Source organism: Altererythrobacter sp. MTPC7 (assembly GCF_042851395.1).
Taxonomy (GTDB): Bacteria; Pseudomonadota; Alphaproteobacteria; order Sphingomonadales; family Sphingomonadaceae; genus CAJXSN01.
In genome coordinates, this window is record NZ_BTGS01000001.1 from 149,452 (window position 1) to 172,540 (window position 23,089).

Genomic DNA, 23,089 nt, shown 5'->3' on the forward strand with positions numbered 1-23,089 from the left:
CATATCGGTGCGAATTGCAACGAAATCAACTTATCTTGTGGACTTTCAGCCCAGGCCTTTCCCGCCGACCTGGATTTCCATGAATTGCGGCTTGCTCGTCGGCTTGCCGGAGATCGCCTCGTGGGGATAGCGGCCTTCCGGAATCGAGGTGAGCGGCATCCCCGCAGCAGCAAGCGCATAGGGAGAGACCCGGTGCCGCGTGCAGAGGCCGCCGGCCCCGTCGCTCACCAGCGGGGATTCGAACTCGACCGCGATGGTCGCATCCTGCGAACGCTTCACTTCGCACACGACCAGCTGTCCTCCGCCGAGGTCAAGCACCAGGGGTGTTCCGACCGGAACCCCGACCAGTCCCTCTATTCGCGAGCCGCGGGTAGAAAGATCACGCATGGTGGCCGTATAATGATGATCGTCGTGAATGATGCCGATCTTGCGGAAGACGGAGCGTCGCTCGCTGCGATACTTGTCCGGCCCTTCCGGCTCGATCTTGAAACTGCCGCTTTCGATCCGCTCGAGAATGACCTCTTGCGTGAGCGCCTTCGAATAGAGCCAGCCCTGGATCAGCTTCGCGCCCTTGTCGCGCACGACCTTCAGCTGGTCGAACGCTTCCACGCCCTCGACCGTGGTTTCCATGCTCAGCGCATTGGACAGGCCGACGATCGCAGCGATGATCTTGGCGCTGTTCTGCTCCTGCTCGGTACAGGAATCGACGAAGCTGCGGTCCACCTTGATCTTGTCGAACGGGGCGGAGCGCAGGTAGCTGAGCGAGGAATATCCCGTGCCGAAATCGTCCAGCGCCAGCCTCACGCCCAGACCCTTCAGCGTCTTGAAGGTTTCGTCCGTCGCTTCGGAATCGCCGAGGAAAATCGTCTCGGTCAATTCCAGTTCCAGGCGTCCGGGCTCGAAGCCGCTATGGGCAAGGACATTGGCCACGACTTCGGGGAAGTTGCGCGTGGCGAACTGCACCGGCGAGACATTGACCGCAACCTTCACCGTCGACGGCCATTCGGATGCATCCTTACACGCCTGGCGCAGGGCCCATTCGCCCATCTGGTTGATGAGGTCGCTTTCCTCCGCGACCGGAATGAACTGCGCCGGGCTTACGAAACCGCGTTCCTCGTGCTGCCAGCGCATCAGCGCTTCCATGCAGACCACCGTGTTGTCGACCGCGTCGACCACGGGCTGGTAGTGCAGTTCCAGCTCGCCGTTCGCCAGGGCTTCGCGCAAATCGTCGAGCAGCGCCTGTCGTTCCTGCTCTTCGTCCTTCAGGTCGCTCGCATAGAACCGGAACTGGCCGCGCCCGCCGTTCTTGGCCGCGTAGAGCGAGAGATCGGATGCCTTTGCCAGTTCCTCCCGCTCCAGCCCGTCATAGGGCGCGATGGCGATGCCTACGGACGTGCCGATGAGGGCGCGCTTGTCATCTTCCAGGGGATAGGGCTGGCTGACGATCGCGATAATCTTCTCGGCGATCTCGCCCAAAGTCCCGCGGTCGTCGATATCGGGCAGGATGATCTGGAATTCGTCGCCGCCAAGGCGTCCGACTTCGCCGCGATTGCCGATGATCGACTTGATCCGTTCCGATGCCTGAACCAGCACGCTGTCCCCGGCCGCGTGGCCCAGCGTGTCGTTGACCTGCTTGAACTTGTCGAGGTCGAGCATCATCAGCGCGCATGCCCGTTCCGCCTGCCGGTAGCTGGCGAGGATCGAGTCGAGCCGCTTGTTCATGTAGTGGCGGTTGGCGAGGCCGGTGAGGGAATCGAATTCCGCCAGCCGGGAATCGATCAGCTTGCGCTCGTATTCGACGGAGACATCCTCGGCGTAGCCGCGATAGCCGACGAAATTGCCGTTCGCATCGAACTTTGGATGCGCGGTCAGCGTCCACCAGGTCTGCTTCACGTCATGCCGGGACTTGCCCAGCGCGTAGCGGACCGTCAGGCCGTTCAGCTTCGTGTGCGCTTTGAGCTGGAAACTGAATGGGCGCTGCGTACCCTGGTCGGGATTGTCCGGATCGGTCTCGAACAGTTCGACGACTTTCTTGCCGACCAGTTCTTCCGGCTGCTTGCCGACCGAGCCGGCAGCGGCTTCGGTGATGTAGGTCAGGCGCCCTTCGGCATCGCTGGCCCATATCCACCCGATCCCCGCATCCTCGATATCCTCCATGACCTGGAGGCGGGTTGCGCCGATCTGTCCCGGCCTGGACTGTGCATCGTTTGCAGCCGCAGCGGCATCGCCGGCGTTACCGCGGCTACCCAGACTGCTCATGATTGAACGCACCGACATCGCTGTGGTGACCTGCCTTTCTTGCGACCTTTGAAGGCCGCAATAGGCACTGCGTGGTTAATAACCCCCTAAGTCGGGGGCCGCCACCAAGGCTTGCGATGGACCCGCAGTCTCCCGGTCAATCGTCCTCGAATCCGACGAAACGGACAGCGTCTTCGGGATCCTTGCGATTGGTGTAGACAGAGTTTGCCGGAAACTCGGGGTCGGGCCAGCCCATTGCGACCGCTTTCATGATGACCTGTTCGTCCGGAATGCCCGCATGTTCTCGCACGACGGGGCTCTGCATGATGCCCTGGGAGTTGATCACGCAGCCAAGGCCCCGGCTCCATGCCGCGTTGACGAGAGCGGTCGTGGCCGCGCCGCAGTCGAACGCGGTGTCGTCGCTGCCCGACAATTCCCGGTCGAACGTCACGATGACGCAGACGGGGGCGTCGAACTGGCGAAATCCGCGCAGGACCCAGTCCTGCCGTTTTTCCTTGTCGTCGCGTTCGATACCCATCGCGCCGAAGAGCTGCACCGCGACCTCGATCTGGCGTTCGCGGTGGACGCCGGCAAAGGGCTCCCCGCGGCGGAATTCGCGGCTGTCCGGCTCGCCTGCGAGGATGCGATCGGTATTGCCCTTGCGGATGCGGTCGAGCGGTTCGCCGGTGATGACGTGGAAATGCCATGGCTGCGTATTCATCGACGTCGGCGAGCGCATGGCGAGGCCAATGACTTCTTCGATCAGCGCCTTGGGCACGGGCTTGTCGAGATAGCCGCGGATGGATTTGCGCCCGCGTACGACTTCAGCGAAGGTCTGGTCCGGATTGCCGCTCATGAATGCTCCTGAAAAGATTTCAGGCGGCTCTAGCGCAGCGGCGCGCAGGTGCAAAATACCCTACGGTCAGGCGGCCTCGGCCAGCTCCATGTCGAGCCTGTCCCAGATCTCCACCAGCGCATCGGTCAGTTCGCGCATCATCGCTTCGGTATGCGCGGGGCCGGGGGTGAAGCGCAGGCGCTCCGTCCCGCGGGGCACGGTGGGATAGTTGATGGGCTGCACGTAACAGCCATATTCGGCGAGCAGGATGTCGCTGATCTTCTTCGCCCGCACCGGGTCGCCGACCATCAGCGGCACGATATGCGTCGTGCTGGGCATCACGGGCAGGCCGGCATCGCGCAGCATAGTCTTGAGCGTGGCGGCGGCAGCCTGCTGACCGTCGCGTTCCTCGCTAGAGGATTTGAGATGCTTCACTGCGGCCAGCACGCCCGCGACGAGGGCAGGGCTGAGCGAGGTGGTGAAGATGAAACCGGGGGCATAGCTGCGGATGCAGTCGATGATCTTGGCATCGGCGGCGATATACCCACCCATGACGCCGAACGCCTTGCCCAGCGTGCCTTCGATGATGTCGATCCGATGCGCAGCCTCGTCGCGTTCGGAGATGCCGCCGCCGCGCGCGCCATACATGCCCACGGCGTGGACTTCATCGATATAGGTGAGGGCGTTGTATTTCTCTGCCAGGTCGCAGATCGCGTGGATCGGCGCGACGTCGCCGTCCATGGAATACACGCTTTCGAAGGCGATGACCTTGGGCGCGTCGATGTCTTCTGCCGCCAGCAGTTCTTCCAGGTGTTCCAGATCGTTGTGGCGGAACACCCGCTTCGGACAGCCCGAATTGCGGATGCCGGCAATCATGCTGGCGTGGTTCAGCTCGTCGGAGAAGATCACGCAGCCCGGCAGCAGCTTCGACAGCGTGGACAGCGTCGCGTCGTTGGAGACATAGCCGCTGGTGAAGAGAAGCGCGTTTTCCTTGCCATGCAGGTCGGCAAGCTCGCGCTCCAGTTCGATGTGGTAATGCGTGTTTCCGCCGATATTGCGCGTGCCGCCGGAGCCGGCGCCGACATCGTGCAGCGCCTCTTCCATCGCGGAAATCACCTTGGGATGCTGGCCCATGGCGAGGTAATCGTTGGAGCACCAGACCGTGATCGGCTTGGGACCGTTGTGACCGGCAAAGCACCGCGCATTGGGGAACGCACCCTTGTTGCGCAGGATGTCGATGAAGACGCGGTAGCGTCCCTCGGCATGGAGGCGATGGATCGCCTGGTCGAAGATATGGTCGTAATTCATGGCTTCGGCCCCGCAGATAATGGCACAATCCCTCGAATGCCACCGTGATCTTTGCGAACCGTTCGCAGGAAAGCGGGTTAAATCCGATCTATCTGATCGAGGCCGTAGGTCTTGAGGGTTTCGACGAGCGGCTTCGGCAGGGTGGCCCCGCCGGTCATGACCATGCGGTCCGGGCGACCGGAAGCGAACTTCTGCCCGTCGGACAGGGCGGCGATGCGGCGGGCGATGCCTTGCGCCCCGTCGATGAGCGTAACGTCCTTGCCGAATGCCTCCTGCAGCTCGCCGCGCAGCAGCGGGAAGTGGGTGCAGGCGAGCACCACCACATCGATGTCGCGCCCCCCTTGCTGCAGGCTGAGGCCGGTGCAGGCATTGGCCACCGCATCGACCGAGATGTGTTCGTCCCGCAGCTTCGCCTCGGCCAGCATCACCAGGTCGGGCGCGGCATGGCGCAGCATGGTCTTGCCCCCGGCATGCTCCCGTTCCAGGTCGTCGACATAGGCCTGCCGGATCGTGGCCTCCGTCCCCAGAATGCCGAAGGTGCCGGTCCGCGTCAGCTTCGCTGCAGGCTTGATCGCCGGAACCGTGCCCACGATCGGGGTCTCCAGCACGTCGCGCACCATCGACAGGGCGATGGTGCTGGCGGTATTGCACGCAATGCAGATGAGGCGCGGCTGGTATCGCTCGCTCAGCCGGCCCAGCAACCCGCAGACCCGCGCGGCGATTTCCGCCTCGGTCTTGCCGCCATAGGGCAGCCCGGCAAAGTCGGCGGCGTAGATCAGCGGCGCGCCGGGCAACGCTTCGCGCACGGCGGGCAGGATCGAAAGTCCGCCGACGCCCGAATCGAACAGCAGGATGGGACTTTCAGGCTTCACCGAATGCTCCAGATCGTGGCCGCCCGCGCTTGTACAGGCCGTGCTTTTCCTTCTAGTGCAGCGCTATAGGACAATGGACCGCCGCGACAAGCTCGGGGCGAATGGAGGTCGATTTGGAAGCGTGGATTCCCGCCCTGATGGGCTATCTGATCGGGTCCATCCCGTTCGGCCTGCTGCTGACGAAGGCCGCCGGTCTCGGCGATGTGCGCAGTATCGGCAGCGGCAATATCGGCGCGACCAACGTGCTGCGTACCGGGAACAAGGGGCTGGCCGCGGCGACCCTGCTGCTCGACCTCGCCAAGGGGTTCGTCGCCGTGTTCGCGGCCGGGCAGATCTGGGACGAAAAGGCGATGGCCTTCGCCGCAGGCGCTGCGGTTCTTGGCCATTGCTACCCCGTCTGGCTCGGCTTCAAGGGCGGGAAGGGCGTGGCGACCAATGCGGGCGTCGCCTTCGGCCTCGGCTGGCCGATCGGTCTGGCCTACGCTTTCGTGTGGTTGAGCGTTCTGGCGATCTTCCGCATATCCTCGCTTGCCGGGATGGCGGCGGTCGTCGCTGCCGCCGCTGCCGCGCCGCTGTTCGGATACCCGCAATTCTTCCCGGTGCTGGCAGCCATCGCGGTGCTGATCGTCTACCTGCACCGCGAGAACATCGCACGGCTGGCGAGGGGCGAGGAGCCCAAGGTCGGCTCGTCGAAAAAGTGAGCCTCAGCCAGTCCGAAGCTTTCGCACGCATTCGCCTGCTGCGCAGCCCGCGCATCGGGCCGGTAAGCTATGCGCAGTTGCTGGCGCGCTTCGGCACGGCAGAGGCCGCGCTGGAGGCGCTGCCCGACTTGGGCAAGAAGGGCGGGGCGAGCTACAGGGCTGCGCCGGTCGACCGGATCGAGCGAGAGGTGGAGGGGGTGCGCAAGGCGGGCGCGAAATACCTTTTCCATGACCAACCGGATTATCCAGCGCTGCTGGGCCAGATATCGGGCGCGCCGCCGATCATCAGCTATCGCGGCGACCTGTCGCTAGCATCGAAGCCCTGCGTCGCGATGGTGGGCGCGCGCAATTCCAGCGCAGCGGCGGTGAAGCTGGCGCGCGAGTTCGCCTCTGCGCTTGCGGGGGAGGGTTTAACAATCGTGTCGGGGCTCGCGCGCGGCATCGACGGCGCGTGCCACGAGGGCGCGTTCCCGCGGACCATCGGCGTGATCGCCAGCGGGATCGACATTGCTTATCCGCCGCAGCATGCCGAGCTGCAGGAGCGGATCGCGAACGAGGGCCTGCTGATCGCCGAGCAGCCTCCGGGTACGGAACCGCGCGGCAGCCACTTCCCCAGCCGCAACCGCATCATCGCCGGGCTGGCGGGCGGCACGCTGGTGGTGGAGGCGGCGGTCAAGTCGGGCAGCCTCATCACCGCTCGGCTGGCGGGCGAGGCGGGGCGCGAGGTCATGGCCATCCCCGGCAGCCCGCTGGAGCCGCGCAGCCATGGCTGCAACCACCTAATCCGCGAGGGCGCGGTGCTGGTCCAGTCGCCCGAAGACGTTGTCGAACTCCTCACCGACTTCGACGGCAACCCCCGCAGCACCTTCCGCGAGGCCTCGCAGAACTACGAATACGCGTCGGAAGAGCTGGCGGAGGCCGAACCCGCCGACATTGCGAGCCTGCTGACGACCGCGCCGGTAGCCGTCGACGAACTCATCCGGCAGTCGGGCGAGAGTGCGGCGGCCGTGCAACTGGCGCTGCTGGAGCTGGAGATCGCAGGGCGGCTGGAGCGCCATGCGGCGGGGCGGGTGAGCCTCAAATGAGAAAACAGAAACCAAAATACAGGAGCTTGGGCATTGCAAAGTTTTGAGCAAGCTGACGGATTGACGAAGCTTGGATCACTGCTTTGTGCAGGTCCAATCATACTTTCCGTTCTGCGGACGGGGGTTCCTTCTGATGGCGGCATCATCGCGTTCTTGCTCTTTGTCGGGGTCGTAGGCTTTTTTCTCGCTGTACCGCAGATTGCGATGGTGATCGCAGTTAGAAGTTGCAGGGATGCTCGATATCGCCAGGCTGCGATTTGGATATCTGCAGTGTCCGTTTTTGCCTACGCTGTTTTCGCCTTCACCGTGGATTTGGCGAGCAGTTCGACAGCTTCACTCAGCCTTCTGTTCTTTCAAGTTTATGCACTTGCTGCCGTATGTGCACTGTTTGGCGTTGTCGTGGTCGGCATCCGTCTATTTGGTCGAAGCTAGAAACATCAGCTTGGCTACTTGACCCCCTCCGCACCCCGCCCCCACCTTCGCGCGTATACGCATACGCACACGTAAGGGACTGCCCACACCACCATGCAACTGGTCATCGTCGAATCGCCCGCGAAGGCGAAAACCATCGAGTCTTACCTCGGCAAGGACTTCAAGGTCCTCGCCTCCTACGGCCATGTCCGCGACCTGCCGCCCAAGGATGGCAGCGTGCGGCCGGACGAGGATTTCGCGATGGACTGGGAGCTCTACCGGGACAAGCAGAAGCGCTTCAAGGAGATCAGCGACGCGGCGAAGAATGCCGACCGGCTGGTCCTCGCGACCGACCCCGACCGCGAAGGCGAGGCGATCAGCTGGCACGTCCAGGAGCTGCTGAAGAAGCGAAAGGCGCTGCCGAGCAAGGTCGACCGCGTTACCTTCAACGCGATCACCAAAAAGGCGGTGACCGAGGCGATGGGCAAGCCCCGCGAGCTCGATACCGACCTGATCGACGCCTATCTCGCTCGCCGCGCTCTCGATTACCTGTTCGGCTTTACGCTCAGCCCGGTGCTGTGGCGCAAGCTGCCGGGCGCGAAATCCGCCGGGCGCGTGCAATCCGTTGCCCTGCGGCTCGTCTGCGAGCGCGAGCACGAGATCGAGATCTTCAGGCCGGACGAATACTGGTCCGTCCTCGCCAAGATGGAGCAGGACGGGACCGCCTTCGATGCGCGGCTGGTCAAGTTCGAGGGCAAGAAGCTCGACAAGCTGACGCTCGGCAATGAAGGCAGCGCCATGGCTGCGAAGACCGCGGTGGAGCAGGGGCGCTTCACGGTCGAGGATATCGAGACCAAGCCGCTCAAGCGCAATCCCTCGCCGCCGTTCACCACCTCCACGCTGCAGCAGGAAGCGGCGCGCAAGCTCGGCTTCTCGGCCAGCCACACGATGCGCTGTGCCCAGTCGCTCTACGAAGCGGGTGCGATCACCTATATGCGAACCGACGGTGTGCAGATGGACATGAGCGCCATCATGGCTGCGCGCGATGCCATCGCGGAGCGGTTCAGCGAGGATTATCGCCCGGAAAAACCGCGCTTTTACAGCACGAAGGCGAAGAATGCTCAGGAGGCGCACGAGGCGATCCGCCCGACCAGCTTCCTGAAAAAGAGTGCCGGATCGGGCGACGAGGCGAAGCTTTACGACCTCATCTTCAAGCGCGCGATGGCAAGCCAGATGTCGGCCGCTCAGCTTGAGCGCACCACAGTCACCATGCGCGATGCGACCGGCCAGCACGAGCTGCGCGCGACCGGGCAGGTCGTGAAATTCCCCGGCTTCTTCGCGGTCTACCAGGAAGGGTTCGACGACAAGTCTGACGATGACGACCAGGAAGGCCTGCTGCCCGCCATGCGCAAGGGCGATACGCCGGCAAAGACGGCGGTCGAGGCCAACCAGCACTTCACCCAGCCGCCGCCGCGCTTCTCCGAAGCGTCGCTGGTGAAGCGGTTGGAGGAACTGGGCATCGGGCGTCCTTCGACCTATGCCAGCACCATCCAGACCCTGCGCGATCGCAATTACGTGCGGATGGAGAAAAACCGTTTCTTTGCAGAGGAATCGGGGCGGCTCCTGACAGCATTCCTCGAACGCTTCTTCCCGCAATATGTCGCCTACGACTTCACTGCCGGGCTGGAGGACGAGCTCGACATCGTGTCCGACGGGCGCGAGGAATACAAGAAGCTGCTCGCCAAGTTCTGGGCCGACTTCAAGCCCAAGGCCGACGAGGTCATGGAGAAGATGCCGAGCGAGGTCACCGAGGTGCTCGACAGCTACCTCGCCGACTTCCTTTTCCCCCCGCGCGAGGACGGCAAGGACCCGCGCTACTGCCCGCTGTGCGACCAGGAAGGGCGCGAAGGGGGTGAACTGCACCTGCGCGGGGGCCGCTTCGGCGCGTTCGTGGCGTGCAACAACTATCCCGAGTGCAAGTATACCCGCCGCTTCGCCCAGCCGGGCGCGGATGGGAGCGACCCGGCAGAGGACGGCCTGATGGGCGTCCACCCGGAAACGGGTGCGGAAATCCACCGCAAGTCGGGTCGCTTCGGCCCCTATGTCGAAATGGAGGACGGCGAGGAAAAGAAACGCGCCAGCATCCCCAAGGATGTCGACGATTTCGACCTCGAATGGGCAGTGAAAATGCTCGGCCTGCCGCGCATTGTCGGCCAGCATCCCGAAAGCGGTGAGGATATCGAGGCGGGTGCATGGCGCTACGGCCCGGCAGTGCGCCACAAGGGCACCTACGGCAAGCTGCAGAACACCGCCGAGATTTTCGAAATCGGCATGAACCGCGCGGTCGACCTGCTGGCCCAGTCCGCCAACCGCAAGGGCGGCGGGCGTGGGAAGGCGGAACCGATCAAGACGCTGGGCGAACACCCGACCAGCGGCGGCGAGATGAAGGTAATGCCCGGCCGCTACGGGCCGTATGTTACCGACGGCACGACCAATGCGACGATCCCGAAGGACGTAAAGCCCGAGGACCTGGAGCAGGCGCAGGCGATCGAACTGATCGACGCCCGCACCGCGAAGGGCCCGCCGAAGAAGAAGGGCCGGAAGAAGGCCCCGAGCAAAAAGACACCGAAGAAGAAGGCGGCGCCTAAGAAGGCGGCCGCCACGAAAAAGTCCCCTGCCAAGAAAAAGGCCCCCGCTAAGAAACCGGCGGCCAAGGCTGACTGATGGCGAAGGAACGTTTCGAGCGGCACAAACAACCCTGGACCGGCGAGGAAGCGGGCAAGCTCAAGCTGCTTGCCGGCAAGGGACAGGGCATCAAGCAGATCGCCAAGGCCCTGAACCGCAGTGAGGAATCGACCAAGAGCTTCGCCAAGCAGCAGAAGATCGCGATTGCGAAGAAGCGGTAGCTAGCCCTTCCACTCCAGCCCGATTTCCTCGAACACCTCGCGGTCCTCGTCCCATTTTTCATCGACTTTGACGTGGAGGAAGAGGTGGACTTTCACGCCCAGCATCTCTGACAATTCCTTGCGGGCGGCCTCGCCGATGCTTTTGATCATGCTGCCGCCTTTGCCCAGCACGATCGGTTTCTGGCTGCTGCGGCCAATGACGATCTGCTGGCGGATTTCCACGCTGCCATCGGGCCGCTGAGTGTAGCTCTCGGGGCGCACTGCGCTGTCATAGGGCAGTTCGTCATGCAGTTGCTGATACAGCTGTTCGCGGGTGATCTCGGTGGCGAGCAGGCGTTCTGACGCGTCGCTGACCTGGTCCTCGGGATACATCCATTCCGCTTCGGGCATGCGGGCGGCGAGCGCGGCCTTCATTTCCGGCACGCCGTCGCCCGTCAGGGCGGAGACGAAGAACACCTCCTCGAATTCGGCCTTCGCGCCTAAGTCCTGCGCCAGCGCCAGCAGCGGCTCCTTCTTCGCGCGGTCCACCTTGTTGAGGACGAGGATCTTGCGCTCGGGCCGCTTGGCCAGCGCCTCGACCAGCGGTTCCAGTTCGTGCCGGCGCTGCTTGATCGGGTCGACCAGAAGCAGCACCGCGTCCGCGGCTTGTGTCCCGTCCCACGCCGCCGTCACCATCGCGCGGTCGAGCTTGCGCTTGGGCGCAAAGATGCCCGGCGTATCGACGAGGATCATCTGTGTATCGGGCTGTTTCTCCGGATACAGCGCAATGCCGAGCATCCGGGCGCGCGTCGTCTGCGCCTTGGCGCTTGTGATCGCGACCTTCTGCCCGACGAGCTGGTTCACCAGCGTGGACTTGCCCGCATTGGGCGCGCCGATCACCGCGACCATGCCGCATTTCTGCCCGGCCTCGACGCCGTTGCCGGATGGGCTGCTGTCGTTCTTACTCAACCGTATGTCTCCATGAAGGCTTTTGCCGCGGCGGTTTCCGCTTCGCGCTTGCTGTTTTCCGTTGCCTCTGCCTGACCGACCTTGTGCACCGTCACACGCACGGTGAAGCGCAGCGAGTGGTCGGGGCCGGAACGGTCGACGAGTTCGTATTCGGGCGTCCGGTAGCCGCTGCCCGCGGCCCATTCCTGCAGCGCGCTCTTGGGATGTTTCGAGCGGCCCGTATCGCCTTCCACCTGGCTGGCCCAGAGGGTGCGGATCAGGTCGCGCGTTGCGTCGAAACCGGCATCGAGGAAATTCGCGCCGAGCAACGATTCCATCACGTCGCCAAGGACATTGACGCTTTTCGCCGCGCCGTCCTCGCGCGCCTGCTTGCCCAGCCGGATATGGTCGCTGGCACCCAGCTGGGCGGCCACGGCGGCGCAATTGGCTTTGCTGACCAAGGCATTCAGGCGCTGGGCCAGCTGGCCTTCCGCACCGGGATTGCGCACGAACAGCCAGTCGGCGATCGTCAGGCCCAGCACGCGGTCGCCGAGGAATTCGAGGCGCTGGTAATCGCGCTTCTCGCCAAGACTGCCGTGGGTGAGCGCGGCGATCCAGCGCGCCTCGTCCTGCACGGTGAAGTGGTTGGCGGTCAGCCAGTCACGGGTTTCGGGGGCAAGCTGGTTCATAACCCGTCCCCCATACGCTGCCAGCGCGTGGTCGGAAACCAGGAACCGGGGCGCAGGCATTCCGCGCCGCCGTCGGTCGAGAACACGATGCGCTCCGCGCGGCCCACCAGCAGGGCCTGCGGGACCAGGCCGACCCCGCCGCCGGCCTCGGGCGTGAAGCGGCTGTCCTGCGAATTGTCGCGGTTGTCGCCCAGCAGGAACATCGCTCCGGCAGGCACGCGGACCGGGCCGTAATCGTCCTGCGGCGTCGCGCCGAAATCGAGCACTTCATAGCTGCGTCCGCCGGGCAGGCTCTCGCGGAAACGCTTGTAACGGCAGAAGACGCGTCCCGTGCCGTCATCCTCTCGCGAGGCGCCCCATGCGCAGCCGGTATTGGCGGAGACAGCGACCTTCAGGTCGGGGAGCTTTTCCAGCGGCAGGATTTCGCCGTTCAGGATCACCTGTCCGCCCTGCAGCTCCACCACGTCGCCGGGCAGGCCGATGGCGCGCTTCACGTAGTCGCTGCCGTCGACCGGGTGCTTGAATATCACGATGTCCCCGCGCTCGGGCGCGGAAGCGAACCAGCGGCCGGGGATGAGGTCGATATCGAAGGGAAGCGAATTGCTGGTATAGCCATAGGGCCATTTGCTGGCGATCAGGTAATCGCCGTTCATCAGGCGCGGCAGCATGCTTTCGCTCGGAATGTTGAATAGCGAGAACGCGAAGCTGCGGAACGCCAGCGCGGCCAGCGCGACCAGCAGGATGAAGCGCAGGAAACTGCCCGCGGTTTCCCCGTCGGCAGAGCTGCCGTTTTCCGCTTCCCGCGCAGTCGTATTCGCGTCTTGTGCCTTTTCAACCATTGGCCGCTTCCCTAGGCGAGCAGGAGAAAGCGGCAAGAGGAAAGACGTTCACGATGGCAAGCGATATCCAGCAGGCATGGCAGCAGATCGAACAGGTGGAAACGTCCACGCTTGAGACCCTCTTTGCTGCCGACGCCGACCGGGTGGCCAGCTTGTCCGGCAGGATCGACTGGGGGGAAGGGCTGGATGCCGGCGGTATCCTGTTCGACTGGTCGAAAACCCATCTCTCCGCCCAATTGCTGACCGCGTTCGAGGCGCTGGCCAAGGCGCGCGATTTTCCCGCCATGCGCGAGGCGCTGCTGACAGGTGCGAAGATCAACGTGACCGAAGGCCGCGCGGCCGAGCATACCGCACCGCGTGGGACGGGCGCCGATGCCAGCGTGGAGGAAGCGCATGCCCTGCTGGCGCGGATGAAGATGCTGGTCGAGGCGATCCACCAGGGCGCCCTTGGCGAGGTGAAGCACCTGATCCATGTCGGCATCGGGGGCAGCGCGCTGGGTCCGGCGCTGGCCGTCGATGCCCTGACGCGCGACCTGTCGCTGGTCGACGTCCATGTCGTCTCGAACATCGACGGCGTGGCGCTGGAGGAGGCTTTTGCCGCCTGCGATCCCCGGACGACGATGGTCGCCGTGGCCAGCAAGACCTTCACCACGATCGAGACCATGACCAATGCCGAAAGCGTGCTGAAATGGCTGCGCGATGGCGGTGTGGACGACCCTTCCGGCCGGGTAGTCGCGCTGACCGCCAACCCGGAAAAGGCCGTCGAATGGGGCGTAGACGAAACCCGCGTGCTGCCCTTCATGGAAACGGTTGGCGGGCGCTACTCGCTCTGGTCCAGCATCGGATTTCCCGTCGCCATCGCCGCCGGATGGGACGAGTTCGAGGCGATGCTGGCAGGCGCTGCGGCCGTCGACGCGCATTTCGCCAGTGCGGAAGGGCGCGAGAACCTGTGCCTGCGCGCCGCCTTCGCCGACCAGTATTACAGCCGCGTGCGGGGATGCCAGACCCGCGCCGTCTTCGCCTATGACGAGCGGCTGGGCCTGTTTCCCGACTACCTCCAGCAACTGGAGATGGAATCGAACGGCAAGCGCGTGACGAGCGCGGGCGATCCGGTCGATGGCCCGACGTCACCGATTACGTGGGGCGGGGTGGGGACCGATGCCCAGCATGCGGTCTTCCAGCTTCTGCACCAGGGCACGCACCTCGTACCGGTGGATTTCATCGCCAGCATCGCGCCGGGAGACGAGCTTGATCCCGCTCATCACCGCATCCTGCTGACCAATTGCTTTGCACAGGGCGCGGCGCTGATGGCGGGCGGCAACATGGCAGCAGACGGCAAGGACCCCGCACGCGCCTTCCCCGGCGACCGCCCCAGCGCGACCATGCTGTGCGACGATCTCGATGCCGCGACACTGGGCGCTCTTATCGCGTTCCACGAGCATCGGACCTTCGCCAATGCCGTGCTGCTGGGCATCAACCCCTTCGACCAGTTCGGCGTCGAGCTGGGCAAGAAGATGGCGAACGATATCGAAGGCGGGGAAGCGGAGTTCGATGCCAGCACCAGGGCCTTGCTGGAGGCATCGGGTCTTTCCTGACAAGGGCCGGACGGACGCTTTCGATTGACTTTGTGCGCCGCAGCATCCATCTGCATCTCATCGAGACGCCCGCCAGCGTGAAGCGGCGGGAGTGAGACAGCTCCATCGCCCCGGCAGCGCCTCGGTCCTTTTTTCAGAAGCTTCCCTATTCACGCGGGTCGTTTTGACACCCGCGCCGCGCCCGGATTCCGTTCCGAGAGCGCGCCGCATATCTTGCGAGTTCGATACACACACATGACAACCCAAACCGACCAGACCACGTTCAACGATCTGGGTCTTTCGCAGCCTGTCCGGCAGGCTCTCGACCTGAAGGGGTATTCCAACCCCACGCCGATCCAGGCGCAATCCATTCCCCATCTCCTCGAAGGGCGCGACCTGCTGGGTATCGCCCAGACGGGGACCGGCAAGACCGCGGCCTTCATGCTGCCCAGCATCGACAATCTGCGCGAGGCGGACAACCGCACGCCGTTCAAGTCGTGCCGGATGCTCGTGCTGGCACCGACGCGCGAACTGGCCGGCCAGATTGCCGACAGCGCCAAGGATTACGGCGCGATGGCGGGCCTGAAAGTGCAGTCGATCGTCGGCGGCACTTCGGTCAACAAGGACCGGAACAAGCTGCACCGCGGGACCGACATCCTGGTTGCGACGCCCGGCCGCCTGCTTGACCTGATCGACCAGAAGGCGTTCAATCTCGGCAGCGTGGAAATCCTCGTCCTGGACGAAGCGGACCAGATGCTGGACCTCGGCTTCATCCACGCACTTCGGCGCATCGTGCCGATGCTGCCAGACGATCGCCAGACCTTGCTGTTCAGCGCCACCATGCCGGGTTCGATCAAGGAATTGTCGAAGAATTACCTGACCGATCCCGTCCATGTCAGCGTGACCCCTGCGGCCACTACGGCAGAGCGGATCGAGCAATATCTCCTAATGGTCCAGCAGGACGAGAAACAGGCGCTGCTGCAGATGATACTGCAAGGGCGATACGACACGCCCGGCGAACTGGAACGCGTGCTGGTCTTCGCCCGCACGAAGCACGGCTGCGACCGGATCGTGAAGAAGCTGGCGCAGGCCAATATCGAGGCGAACGCCATCCACGGCAACAAGAGCCAGCCGCAGCGCCAGCGTGCGCTCAACGACTTCAAGTCGGCCAAGGTACCCGTGCTGGTCGCAACCGATGTCGCCGCGCGCGGGATCGATATTCCGGGCGTCAGCCACGTGATCAATTACGAGCTGCCCAATGTGCCGGAACAATATGTCCACCGCATCGGCCGCACCGCACGGGCGGGCAAGGACGGTATCGCGATTGCGTTCTGCGCGGAGGACGAGCGTTCCTACCTGAAGGACATCAACAAGAGCACCGATGCCGAGTTCGAACGCCTGCCGCTGCCGGAAAATTTCCGCGCGGTGGTGGAAGGTGTCGGCCCGACCAAGCCTGCGCCCAAGCAGCAGCGCGGCAGGGTTCAGGCCAAACCGCGCGCCGGTGCGCCCAAGCGCAAGCACCCCTCGCGCGCAGGCAAGCCGAACCGTGGGCAGGGCGGCAGCGGTGAAGGCGGCGGACAGGGCCGGCCCGGTGGTGGCGGCGGACGCAATCGTCGCCGGCGCAGCGGGGGCGGCAACGGTGGTGGCGGCGGGGGCGGAAACCGCAACCGCCAGGGTTGATTGCCCGGCCTCTTCGGAAACTCCTGCGGCGTCGATGGTTGGCAAGGGACAGCTGTCCCGCCATATCGCGGCGACAACAGGAGATTTTCATGGCCGACTACGATTACGACCTTTTCACGATAGGCGCGGGCTCCGGCGGGGTTCGCGCCTCTCGCGTTTCTGCCGCGCACGGGGCGAAGGTCGCGATTGCCGAGGAATTCCGGGTCGGCGGCACCTGCGTGATCCGGGGCTGCGTGCCCAAGAAGATGCTGGTCTATGGCGCGCATTTTGCGGAAGACCTGGAAGACTGCCAGAAATTCGGCTGGGAAATCGGTGACGCCAAGTTCGACTGGATCAAGCTGCGCGATAACGTGCTGGCCGATGTCGACAGGCTGGAAGGCGCCTATACCGACACGCTCGAAAGCCACGAGGTCGATATCTTCAAGGAACGCGCCCGGATAACGGGCGACCATGAAATCACGCTGGAAAGCGGCAAGACGGTCACCGCCAAACATATCCTGATCGCGACCGGCGCCCATCCCCGAATGCCAGAATGCCAGGGTGCGGACCTGGCGATCAGCTCCAACGATGCCTTCCATCTCGACGAGCTGCCGAAGAAGATCATCATTGCCGGCGGCGGCTACATCGCGAACGAGTTCGCCGGCATCTTCAACGAATTCGGCACCAAGGTGACTATTGTCAATCGCGGCGACCAGATCCTGCGCGGCTATGACGAGAGCGTGCGCGACCGCCTGCTGCAAATCTCGATGACGAAGGGCATCCAGTTCCGGTTCAACACGGTATTCGAATACATCAAGGAATGCCCCGATGGCGGCTATTTCGTGAAACTGAGCGATTGCGAGGAAGAGCATGTCGACCTCGTCATGTTCGCCGTGGGCCGCGTGCCGAACACGAAGGACCTCGGCCTCGATTCCGTCGGCGTGGAGCTGGGCGACAATGGCGAGGTGAAGGTCGACGAGTTCAGCAAGACCAATGTCGATTACATCTACGCCGTCGGCGACGTCACCGACCGGGTGCAGCTGACTCCGATCGCCATTCGCGAGGGACAGGCCTTTGCCGACAGCGTCTTCGGCGACCGCGAACCCTATGCGGTCGATCATGGCTGCATCCCCAGCGCCGTTTTCAGCCATCCGCCCATTGCCTCTGTCGGCATGACCGAGGGCGAGGCGAAGAACACGCTGGGCGGGGTGAAGGTCTACCAGTCCGATTTCCGGCCGATGAAGAACGTGCTGGCCGGACGCAACGAGCGCAGCCTGTTCAAGATGGTCTGCGATGCCGCCGACGACCGGATCGTGGGTATACACATGATCGCGCCCGAAGCGCCGGAAATGATGCAGGCCGCCGCTATCGCGGTGAAGGCGGGGCTGACCAAGGCGGACTTCGACGCGACCACGGCCATCCATCCGACCATGGCGGAAGAACTGGTGCTGATGCGCTGAGGGTTCAGGGGCGAGACAGGCGGGGCGGACAAATTGCCCGAAGTGATCCGCCATCTCGCCCCTGTCGCCATCGCGCTCGCGCTGTCATCCTGTTCGCCCGGCACCGGCAGCGATACCGACCCTGCGCCGGAGACCGAAGGGGCAGGAGGCGCCGGTTTCGCCACCCAGATCGATCCGCCGCTGCCGGACTATGCGCGCCTGATCGAGGCACGGCCACAAATCGCCGCGCGCAATGTTTCCATAGAGCCATCGGGAGAGCCCCCGCCAGATGCGAAATTGATCGGCGATTTGTGGATCAAGCGGCTGGAATCGCGCGATGCGCTGGACGGTGTCGGTTTCAGCGAAGCAGGCCCCGAGGCGTTTGCACAGCTGCTCGACACCCGAATGTCGCGCCGGGATTTCGATGCCTGGGTGAAAGCGAATGGCTGGGACGTTCCGCGGCACATCGCCTTCCACTTCATCGACGCGCTTTCCCTTCCGAATGTGACTGCCGAGGCGCGGCCACGCATCCGTTACTGGCCGGCGCAATCGGGCCGCACGGGGATGCAGAACATGGCGGCGCTGCAAGGGAAAGTTTTCGTGCGCGACGGCTGTTTCTTCGTGCGCAAATATGATGGTTCGGAATCGCTTGCATGGTTCCTCGCGGAAACCGGGCTCGACGTCGATGACGAGGGGTTTCTCGTGCTGAGGGACCGGCGGACAGGCTGGATCGTGGCCCGCGTCGGGGAGACGATGACGTGGGCCGGGCCGAATGCCCTGAAGATTACGCTTCGCCAGAAAGCGGAGCTCTACGCCGCCTGCGGAGAACATCCCGTAGCAAGCGTCGGCAATCCGGAATCGGAGGAAAGCGTCATGGTGCGATACCCGCATCTGCGCGAGCTCATGCCGCCGCATCCCGGACCACCGCCCGCTCCGCCTGCTCAGGCCGCTCCGCCTGCTCAGGCCGCTCCGTCCCCGCCTGCGGCACCCGCATCGGATTGACGCTGCGCCGCGCATCCGGCAACGCCTTTCGCGAAACGATAATACGCCGGGGCGCGCGCCATGCCCCCCGCAGGGAGAGCACATGTCCGCCAACATCGCCGAAATGGAACGCCGCCGCGAAGCTGCCCGGATGGGTGGCGGCCAGAAGCGCATCGACGCGCAGCACGCCAAGGGCAAGCTGACCGCGCGCGAACGGATCGATGTGCTGCTGGACGAGGGCAGCTTCGAGGAGCTCGACCGCTATGTCGAGCATGACTGCGTCGATTTCGGGATGGCGGAGCAGCGCATCCCCGGGGACGGGGTCGTCACCGGCAGCGGCACGATCAACGGGCGGTTGGTCTATGTCTTCAGCCAGGACTTCACCGTCTTCGGCGGCTCTCTTTCCAAGCGGCATGCAGAAAAGATCTGCAAGGTCATGGACACCGCGATGAAGGTCGGCGCACCCGTCATCGGTCTCAACGATTCAGGCGGCGCGCGCATCCAGGAAGGTGTGGCCTCGCTCGGCGGCTATGCCGAGGTGTTCCAGCGCAATGTTCTCGCCAGCGGCGTCGTCCCGCAATTGAGCCTGATTATGGGGCCGTGCGCGGGCGGGGCGGTATACAGCCCGGCCATGACCGACTTCATCTTCATGGTGGAGGACAGCTCCTACATGTTCGTCACCGGGCCGGACGTGGTGAAGACGGTGACCAATGAAGAGGTCACGCAGGAGGAACTGGGCGGGGCGAAGACGCACACCACCAAGACCAGCGTCGCCGACAACGCGTTCGAGAACGACATCGAGGCGCTGCTCGCAACGCGCAATTTCTTCGACTATTTGCCGCTCAGCAACCGCGAGGAGGTGCCCGAGCGCCCGACCGCGGATGCGTGGGACCGCGAGGAGCACAGCCTCGACACCATCATCCCGGCCAATGCCAACCAGCCTTACGATATGCACGAAGTCATCCGTAAGACTCTGGACGAGGGCGATTTCTTCGAGATCCAGCCGAACCATGCAGGCAACATCCTGTGCGGGTTCGGCCGGGTCGAAGGACGCACGGTGGGCGTGGTGGCGAACCAGCCGATGGTGCTCGCCGGCGTGCTCGACATCAATTCCTCGAAGAAGGCCGCGCGCTTCGTGCGTTTCTGCGACGCCTTCGAAATTCCGATCCTGACCTTCGTCGACGTGCCCGGCTTCCTCCCCGGTACGGCGCAGGAGCATAACGGCATCATCAAGCACGGCGCGAAGCTGCTGTTCGCCTATGCCGAGGCGACCGTGCCCAAGATCACCGTCATCACCCGTAAAGCCTATGGCGGCGCCTATGACGTGATGGCGTCCAAGCACCTGCGCGGCGACCTCAACTACGCCTGGCCCACCGCCGAAATCGCCGTGATGGGCGCGAAGGGCGCGGTGGAGATCATTTTCCGCCAGGACCGCGACGATCCCGACAAGATCGCCGAGAAAACCAAGGAATACGAAGACCGCTTTGCCAACCCCTTCGTGGCGGCACAGCGCGGCTATATCGACGAGGTGATCTACCCGCACTCGACGCGCAAGCGGATCGCGCTGGGGCTACGCAAGCTTCGGACGAAGCAGCTTGAGAACCCGTGGAAGAAGCATGACAATATTCCGCTCTGACACCAAGTCACTGCTTCGGACTTACAAGGCTCTCTTGTGGGAGGAATGGGATCCGATCGAAGTGAATGATGGGGTTAATGATGGCGAAGGTGAGTGGCCCGACGATGAGTATGACAGTTACGCGCCGCAGCTTTTGAGCCTTGTTCAATCGGGTAAGTCAAAAGTTGAGATCGAAGCTTACCTGACGACTGTCGAAACAGAGTACATGGGGCTGCGGCCATCGGGACGATCAGGTCCGGTTGCTGATCGCGCTATTCAGATTTTCGGAGAGAGAAAATGAAACTCGGCCGTCTCAACCATATCGGTGTCGCCACGCCCTCGATCGAGGAATCGGTACGCTATTACCGCGATGTCATGGGCGCCACTCGCTTCTACAAGCCCTTCGATCTCGAGGCCCAGGGGGTGAAGGTCTGCTTCGTCGACACGCCCGGTGAGAACGGGACCAACGGAACGCAGATCGAACTGATCGAGCCGCTCGGCCCGGACAGCCCCATTGCCAAGTTTCTCGAAAAGAACCCCGCCGGCGGGCAGCATCATGTCTGTTACGAGGTCGAGGATATCGAAGACGCCCGCAAGTGGTTCGAGGACATGGGCAAGCGCATCCTCGGCCCCACGCGCATCGGCGCGCATGGTACGCCAATCTTCTTCCTCCACCCCAAGGACATGATGGGCCAGCTGACCGAAATCATGGAAACGCCGAAAGACGGGCATTGATTGCTCCCCCATCGTCGGCCCGGACTTGATCCGGGCTGATGCTTTCTTCAATCCGGCGCTCAGGTAAGCTGGACCCTGGATCGAGTCCGGGGTGACGAGAGATTTCGAGATGACCGACACGAACAATTCTGGGCCCACCTACGACGACTGGAAAGCCCGCGCCGACAAGGAGGTGAAGGGCCGCGACCTCACCTGGCACACGCCCGAGGGCATCGCTGTGAAGCCGCTCTATACGAGCGAGGACACCGCCGATCTCGATCCCGGCGTTCCCGGCATCGCGCCGTTTACGCGCGGGCCCTATGCCTCCATGTACACGGGGCGTCCGTGGACCATCCGCCAGTATGCGGGTTTCTCTACTGCCGAGGAATCGAACGCCTTCTACCACCGCAACCTCGCGGCGGGTCAGAAGGGGCTGAGCGTCGCTTTCGACCTCGCCACGCACCGCGGCTATGACAGCGACCATCCGCGCGTCGTCGGCGATGTCGGAAAGGCGGGCGTCGCGATCGACACCGTGCGCGACATGGAAATCCTGTTTGACCAGATCCCGCTCGACACCATGAGCGTGAGCATGACGATGAACGGCGCGGTGATCCCCGTGCTCGCTTTCTACATCGTTGCGGCAGAGCGGCAGGGGGTGAGCCAGGAGAAGCTCGCCGGGACCATCCAGAACGACATCCTCAAGGAGTTCATGGTCCGCAACACTTATATCTACCCGCCCGAACCGAGCATGCGGATCGTCTCCGACATCATCGCATATACCTCGGCCAACATGCCGAAATTCAACAGCATTTCGATCTCGGGCTACCACATGCACGAGGCCGGGGCGACGGCGGTGCAGGAACTCGCCTTCACCATCGCCCACGGCAAGGAATACGCCAAGCGCGCGATGGAGGCAGGCCTCGATATTGACGCCTTTGCGCCGCGCCTGTCCTTCTTCTGGGGCATCGGCATGAACTTCTTCATGGAGATCGCCAAGATGCGCGCCGCGCGTACGTTGTGGCACGACGTGATGACCGATCTCGGGGCCGAAAACCCCAAGTCGAAGATGCTGCGCACCCACTGCCAGACGAGCGGTGTCAGTCTGCAGGAGCAGGACCCCTACAACAACGTCATCCGCACCACGATCGAGGCGATGGCGGCGGTGCTGGGCGGCACGCAGTCGCTCCACACCAACGCGCTGGACGAGGCGATCGCGCTGCCGACCGACTTCTCCGCCCGCATCGCGCGCAACACGCACCTGGTGATTCAGGAAGAGACTGGCATCACCAATGTCGCCGATCCCTTGGGCGGCAGCTATTATATCGAAAGCCTCACTGCCGCGCTGGTGGAGCAGGCCAAGGCCATGCTCGAAGAGGTCGAGGCGGCTGGCGGGATGACCGAATATGTCGCCAGCGGCAAACCCAAGGCACAGATCGAGGAGGCGGCCGCGGCCAAACAGGCCAGCGTCGACCGGGGCGAGACGGTGATCGTGGGCGTCAACAAGTATCGCCGCGACAAGGAAGACGAGATCGACACGCTCGATATCGACAACCACGCCGTGCGGCAGAGCCAGATCGCGCGTATCGAGAAGGTCCGGGCAGGGCGCGACAATGCTGCTTGCGACGCGGCGCTGAAATCGCTGTCCGAAGGTGCGCGGGGCGGCGCGAACCTGCTCGAACTCGCCGTAGAGGCCGCGCGCCACGACGCGACGCTGGGCGAGATCAGCGCGGCGATGGAGGACGTTTTCGGTCGCTACGACACGCTACCAAAGCCGGTGCGCGGAGTTTTCGCCGCGGCTTACGAAAACGACAGCCGCTACGACCAGGTGGTCGAGGGCGTGAAGGCCGTCGAACGCCGCCTGGGCCGCAAGCCGAAGCTGATGGTCGCCAAGATGGGCCAGGACGGCCACGACCGCGGCGCCAACGTCATCGCAAGCGCCTTTGCCGATATGGGCTTCGACGTGCTCTCCGGCCCGCTGTTCCAGACGCCGGAAGAAACGCGCGACATGGCCCTCGCCAACGATGTCGACGCCATCGGCGCGAGCAGCCTCGCGGCAGGCCACAAGACGCTGATCCCTGAACTAATCACCCTGCTGAAGGATGCGGGCCGCCCCGACATCAAAGTCGTCGCCGGCGGCGTGATCCCGCCGCAGGACTACGACTTCCTGCGCGATGCCGGGGTGCAGGGCATCTATGGCCCGGGCAGCAATGTGGTCGAATGCGCAGCGGACGTGCTGCGGTTGCTGGGCCACAATATGCCGCCCGCAGGCGAGGATCTGGACGAGGCGGCGGAGTGA

At 63.9% G+C, this 23,089-nt stretch carries 20 protein-coding genes; 13 read left to right on the forward strand and 7 right to left on the reverse strand.

Going from position 1 to position 23,089, the window contains the following annotated elements; all coding sequences use genetic code 11:
* Positions 1-45 precede the first annotated feature (45 nt).
* The 4 genes from ACGHJ7_RS00750 to murI all read right to left on the reverse strand — a co-directional run bounded on the left by ACGHJ7_RS00750 (position 46) and on the right by murI (position 5,253).
* Positions 46-2,259 carry an EAL domain-containing protein gene (locus ACGHJ7_RS00750; protein ID WP_390473747.1) on the reverse strand — a complete coding sequence of 738 codons (2,214 nt, stop codon included), beginning with the start codon at positions 2,257-2,259 and terminating at the stop codon, positions 46-48.
* A gap of 136 nt (positions 2,260-2,395) precedes the next feature.
* A complete protein-coding gene (locus ACGHJ7_RS00755) occupies positions 2,396-3,094 on the reverse strand; it encodes a nitroreductase (protein ID WP_390473749.1) in 699 nt (232 codons plus the stop codon).
* Between the two features lie 66 nt (positions 3,095-3,160).
* Positions 3,161-4,381 carry a 5-aminolevulinate synthase gene (gene hemA / locus ACGHJ7_RS00760; RefSeq protein WP_390473751.1) on the reverse strand — a complete coding sequence of 407 codons (1,221 nt, stop codon included), beginning with the start codon at positions 4,379-4,381 and terminating at the stop codon, positions 3,161-3,163.
* Between the two features lie 77 nt (positions 4,382-4,458).
* Positions 4,459-5,253 (reverse strand): glutamate racemase, encoded by a 795-nt coding sequence (murI, locus tag ACGHJ7_RS00765; RefSeq protein WP_390473753.1) that lies wholly within the window; start codon positions 5,251-5,253, stop codon positions 4,459-4,461.
* Between the two features lie 101 nt (positions 5,254-5,354).
* Between murI and plsY the strand changes: the two genes are divergently transcribed.
* The 5 genes from plsY to ACGHJ7_RS00790 all read left to right on the forward strand — a co-directional run bounded on the left by plsY (position 5,355) and on the right by ACGHJ7_RS00790 (position 10,356).
* The gene (plsY, locus tag ACGHJ7_RS00770; protein ID WP_390473755.1) at positions 5,355-5,954 is read left to right on the forward strand and encodes a glycerol-3-phosphate 1-O-acyltransferase PlsY; all 600 of its coding nucleotides are present in this window, start codon (positions 5,355-5,357) and stop codon (positions 5,952-5,954) included.
* Positions 5,951-7,039: a DNA-processing protein DprA gene (dprA, locus tag ACGHJ7_RS00775; protein ID WP_390473757.1), complete on the forward strand. Its 1,089-nt coding sequence runs from the start codon at positions 5,951-5,953 to the stop codon at positions 7,037-7,039. The genes plsY and dprA overlap by 4 nt, the downstream gene beginning before the upstream one ends.
* Positions 7,040-7,072: 33 nt before the next feature.
* Positions 7,073-7,471 (forward strand): hypothetical protein, encoded by a 399-nt coding sequence (locus tag ACGHJ7_RS00780; RefSeq protein WP_390473758.1) that lies wholly within the window; start codon positions 7,073-7,075, stop codon positions 7,469-7,471.
* 93 nt (positions 7,472-7,564) lie between these two features.
* Positions 7,565-10,174, forward strand: coding sequence for a type I DNA topoisomerase (gene topA, locus ACGHJ7_RS00785; protein ID WP_390473760.1), 2,610 nt, complete (start codon positions 7,565-7,567; stop codon positions 10,172-10,174).
* A complete protein-coding gene (locus ACGHJ7_RS00790) occupies positions 10,174-10,356 on the forward strand; it encodes a hypothetical protein (RefSeq protein ID WP_390473762.1) in 183 nt (60 codons plus the stop codon). The genes topA and ACGHJ7_RS00790 overlap by 1 nt, the downstream gene beginning before the upstream one ends.
* On the opposite strand, the gene era is transcribed toward ACGHJ7_RS00790, so the two are convergent.
* The 3 genes from era to lepB are packed head-to-tail and all read right to left on the reverse strand — an operon-like array spanning position 10,357 to position 12,811.
* Positions 10,357-11,244 (reverse strand): GTPase Era, encoded by an 888-nt coding sequence (gene era, locus ACGHJ7_RS00795; RefSeq protein ID WP_390474091.1) that lies wholly within the window; start codon positions 11,242-11,244, stop codon positions 10,357-10,359.
* Positions 11,245-11,300: 56 nt separating this feature from the next.
* Positions 11,301-11,972: a ribonuclease III gene (gene rnc, locus ACGHJ7_RS00800; protein ID WP_390473764.1), complete on the reverse strand. Its 672-nt coding sequence runs from the start codon at positions 11,970-11,972 to the stop codon at positions 11,301-11,303.
* The gene (lepB, locus tag ACGHJ7_RS00805) at positions 11,969-12,811 is read right to left on the reverse strand and encodes a signal peptidase I (RefSeq protein ID WP_390473766.1); all 843 of its coding nucleotides are present in this window, start codon (positions 12,809-12,811) and stop codon (positions 11,969-11,971) included. The genes rnc and lepB overlap by 4 nt, the downstream gene beginning before the upstream one ends.
* A 53-nt stretch (positions 12,812-12,864) precedes the next feature.
* On the opposite strand from lepB, the gene pgi reads away from it, so the two are divergent.
* The 8 genes from pgi (at position 12,865) to scpA (ending at position 23,089) form a co-directional block, all read left to right on the forward strand.
* On the forward strand, positions 12,865-14,406 hold the full coding sequence (gene pgi, locus ACGHJ7_RS00810; RefSeq protein WP_390473767.1) for a glucose-6-phosphate isomerase: 1,542 nt from the start codon (positions 12,865-12,867) through the stop codon (positions 14,404-14,406).
* A gap of 234 nt (positions 14,407-14,640) precedes the next feature.
* Complete coding sequence (locus tag ACGHJ7_RS00815; protein WP_390473769.1) at positions 14,641-16,065, forward strand: DEAD/DEAH box helicase; 1,425 nt, start codon at positions 14,641-14,643, stop codon at positions 16,063-16,065.
* Positions 16,066-16,154: 89 nt separating this feature from the next.
* Positions 16,155-17,504 (forward strand): glutathione-disulfide reductase, encoded by a 1,350-nt coding sequence (gene gorA, locus ACGHJ7_RS00820; protein WP_390473771.1) that lies wholly within the window; start codon positions 16,155-16,157, stop codon positions 17,502-17,504.
* A gap of 33 nt (positions 17,505-17,537) precedes the next feature.
* The gene (locus tag ACGHJ7_RS00825; protein ID WP_390473772.1) at positions 17,538-18,485 is read left to right on the forward strand and encodes a hypothetical protein; all 948 of its coding nucleotides are present in this window, start codon (positions 17,538-17,540) and stop codon (positions 18,483-18,485) included.
* Between the two features lie 82 nt (positions 18,486-18,567).
* Entirely contained in the window at positions 18,568-20,100 is a 1,533-nt protein-coding gene (locus ACGHJ7_RS00830; protein WP_390473774.1) for an acyl-CoA carboxylase subunit beta, read from the forward strand.
* Positions 20,081-20,380, forward strand: a complete 300-nt coding sequence (locus ACGHJ7_RS00835) for a hypothetical protein (protein WP_390473776.1) — start codon at positions 20,081-20,083, stop codon at positions 20,378-20,380. Before ACGHJ7_RS00830 ends, ACGHJ7_RS00835 begins: the two co-directional genes overlap by 20 nt.
* Complete coding sequence (gene mce, locus ACGHJ7_RS00840) at positions 20,377-20,814, forward strand: methylmalonyl-CoA epimerase (RefSeq protein WP_390473778.1); 438 nt, start codon at positions 20,377-20,379, stop codon at positions 20,812-20,814. The genes ACGHJ7_RS00835 and mce overlap by 4 nt, the downstream gene beginning before the upstream one ends.
* 109 nt (positions 20,815-20,923) lie before the next feature.
* On the forward strand, positions 20,924-23,089 hold the full coding sequence (gene scpA, locus ACGHJ7_RS00845) for a methylmalonyl-CoA mutase (protein ID WP_390473779.1): 2,166 nt from the start codon (positions 20,924-20,926) through the stop codon (positions 23,087-23,089).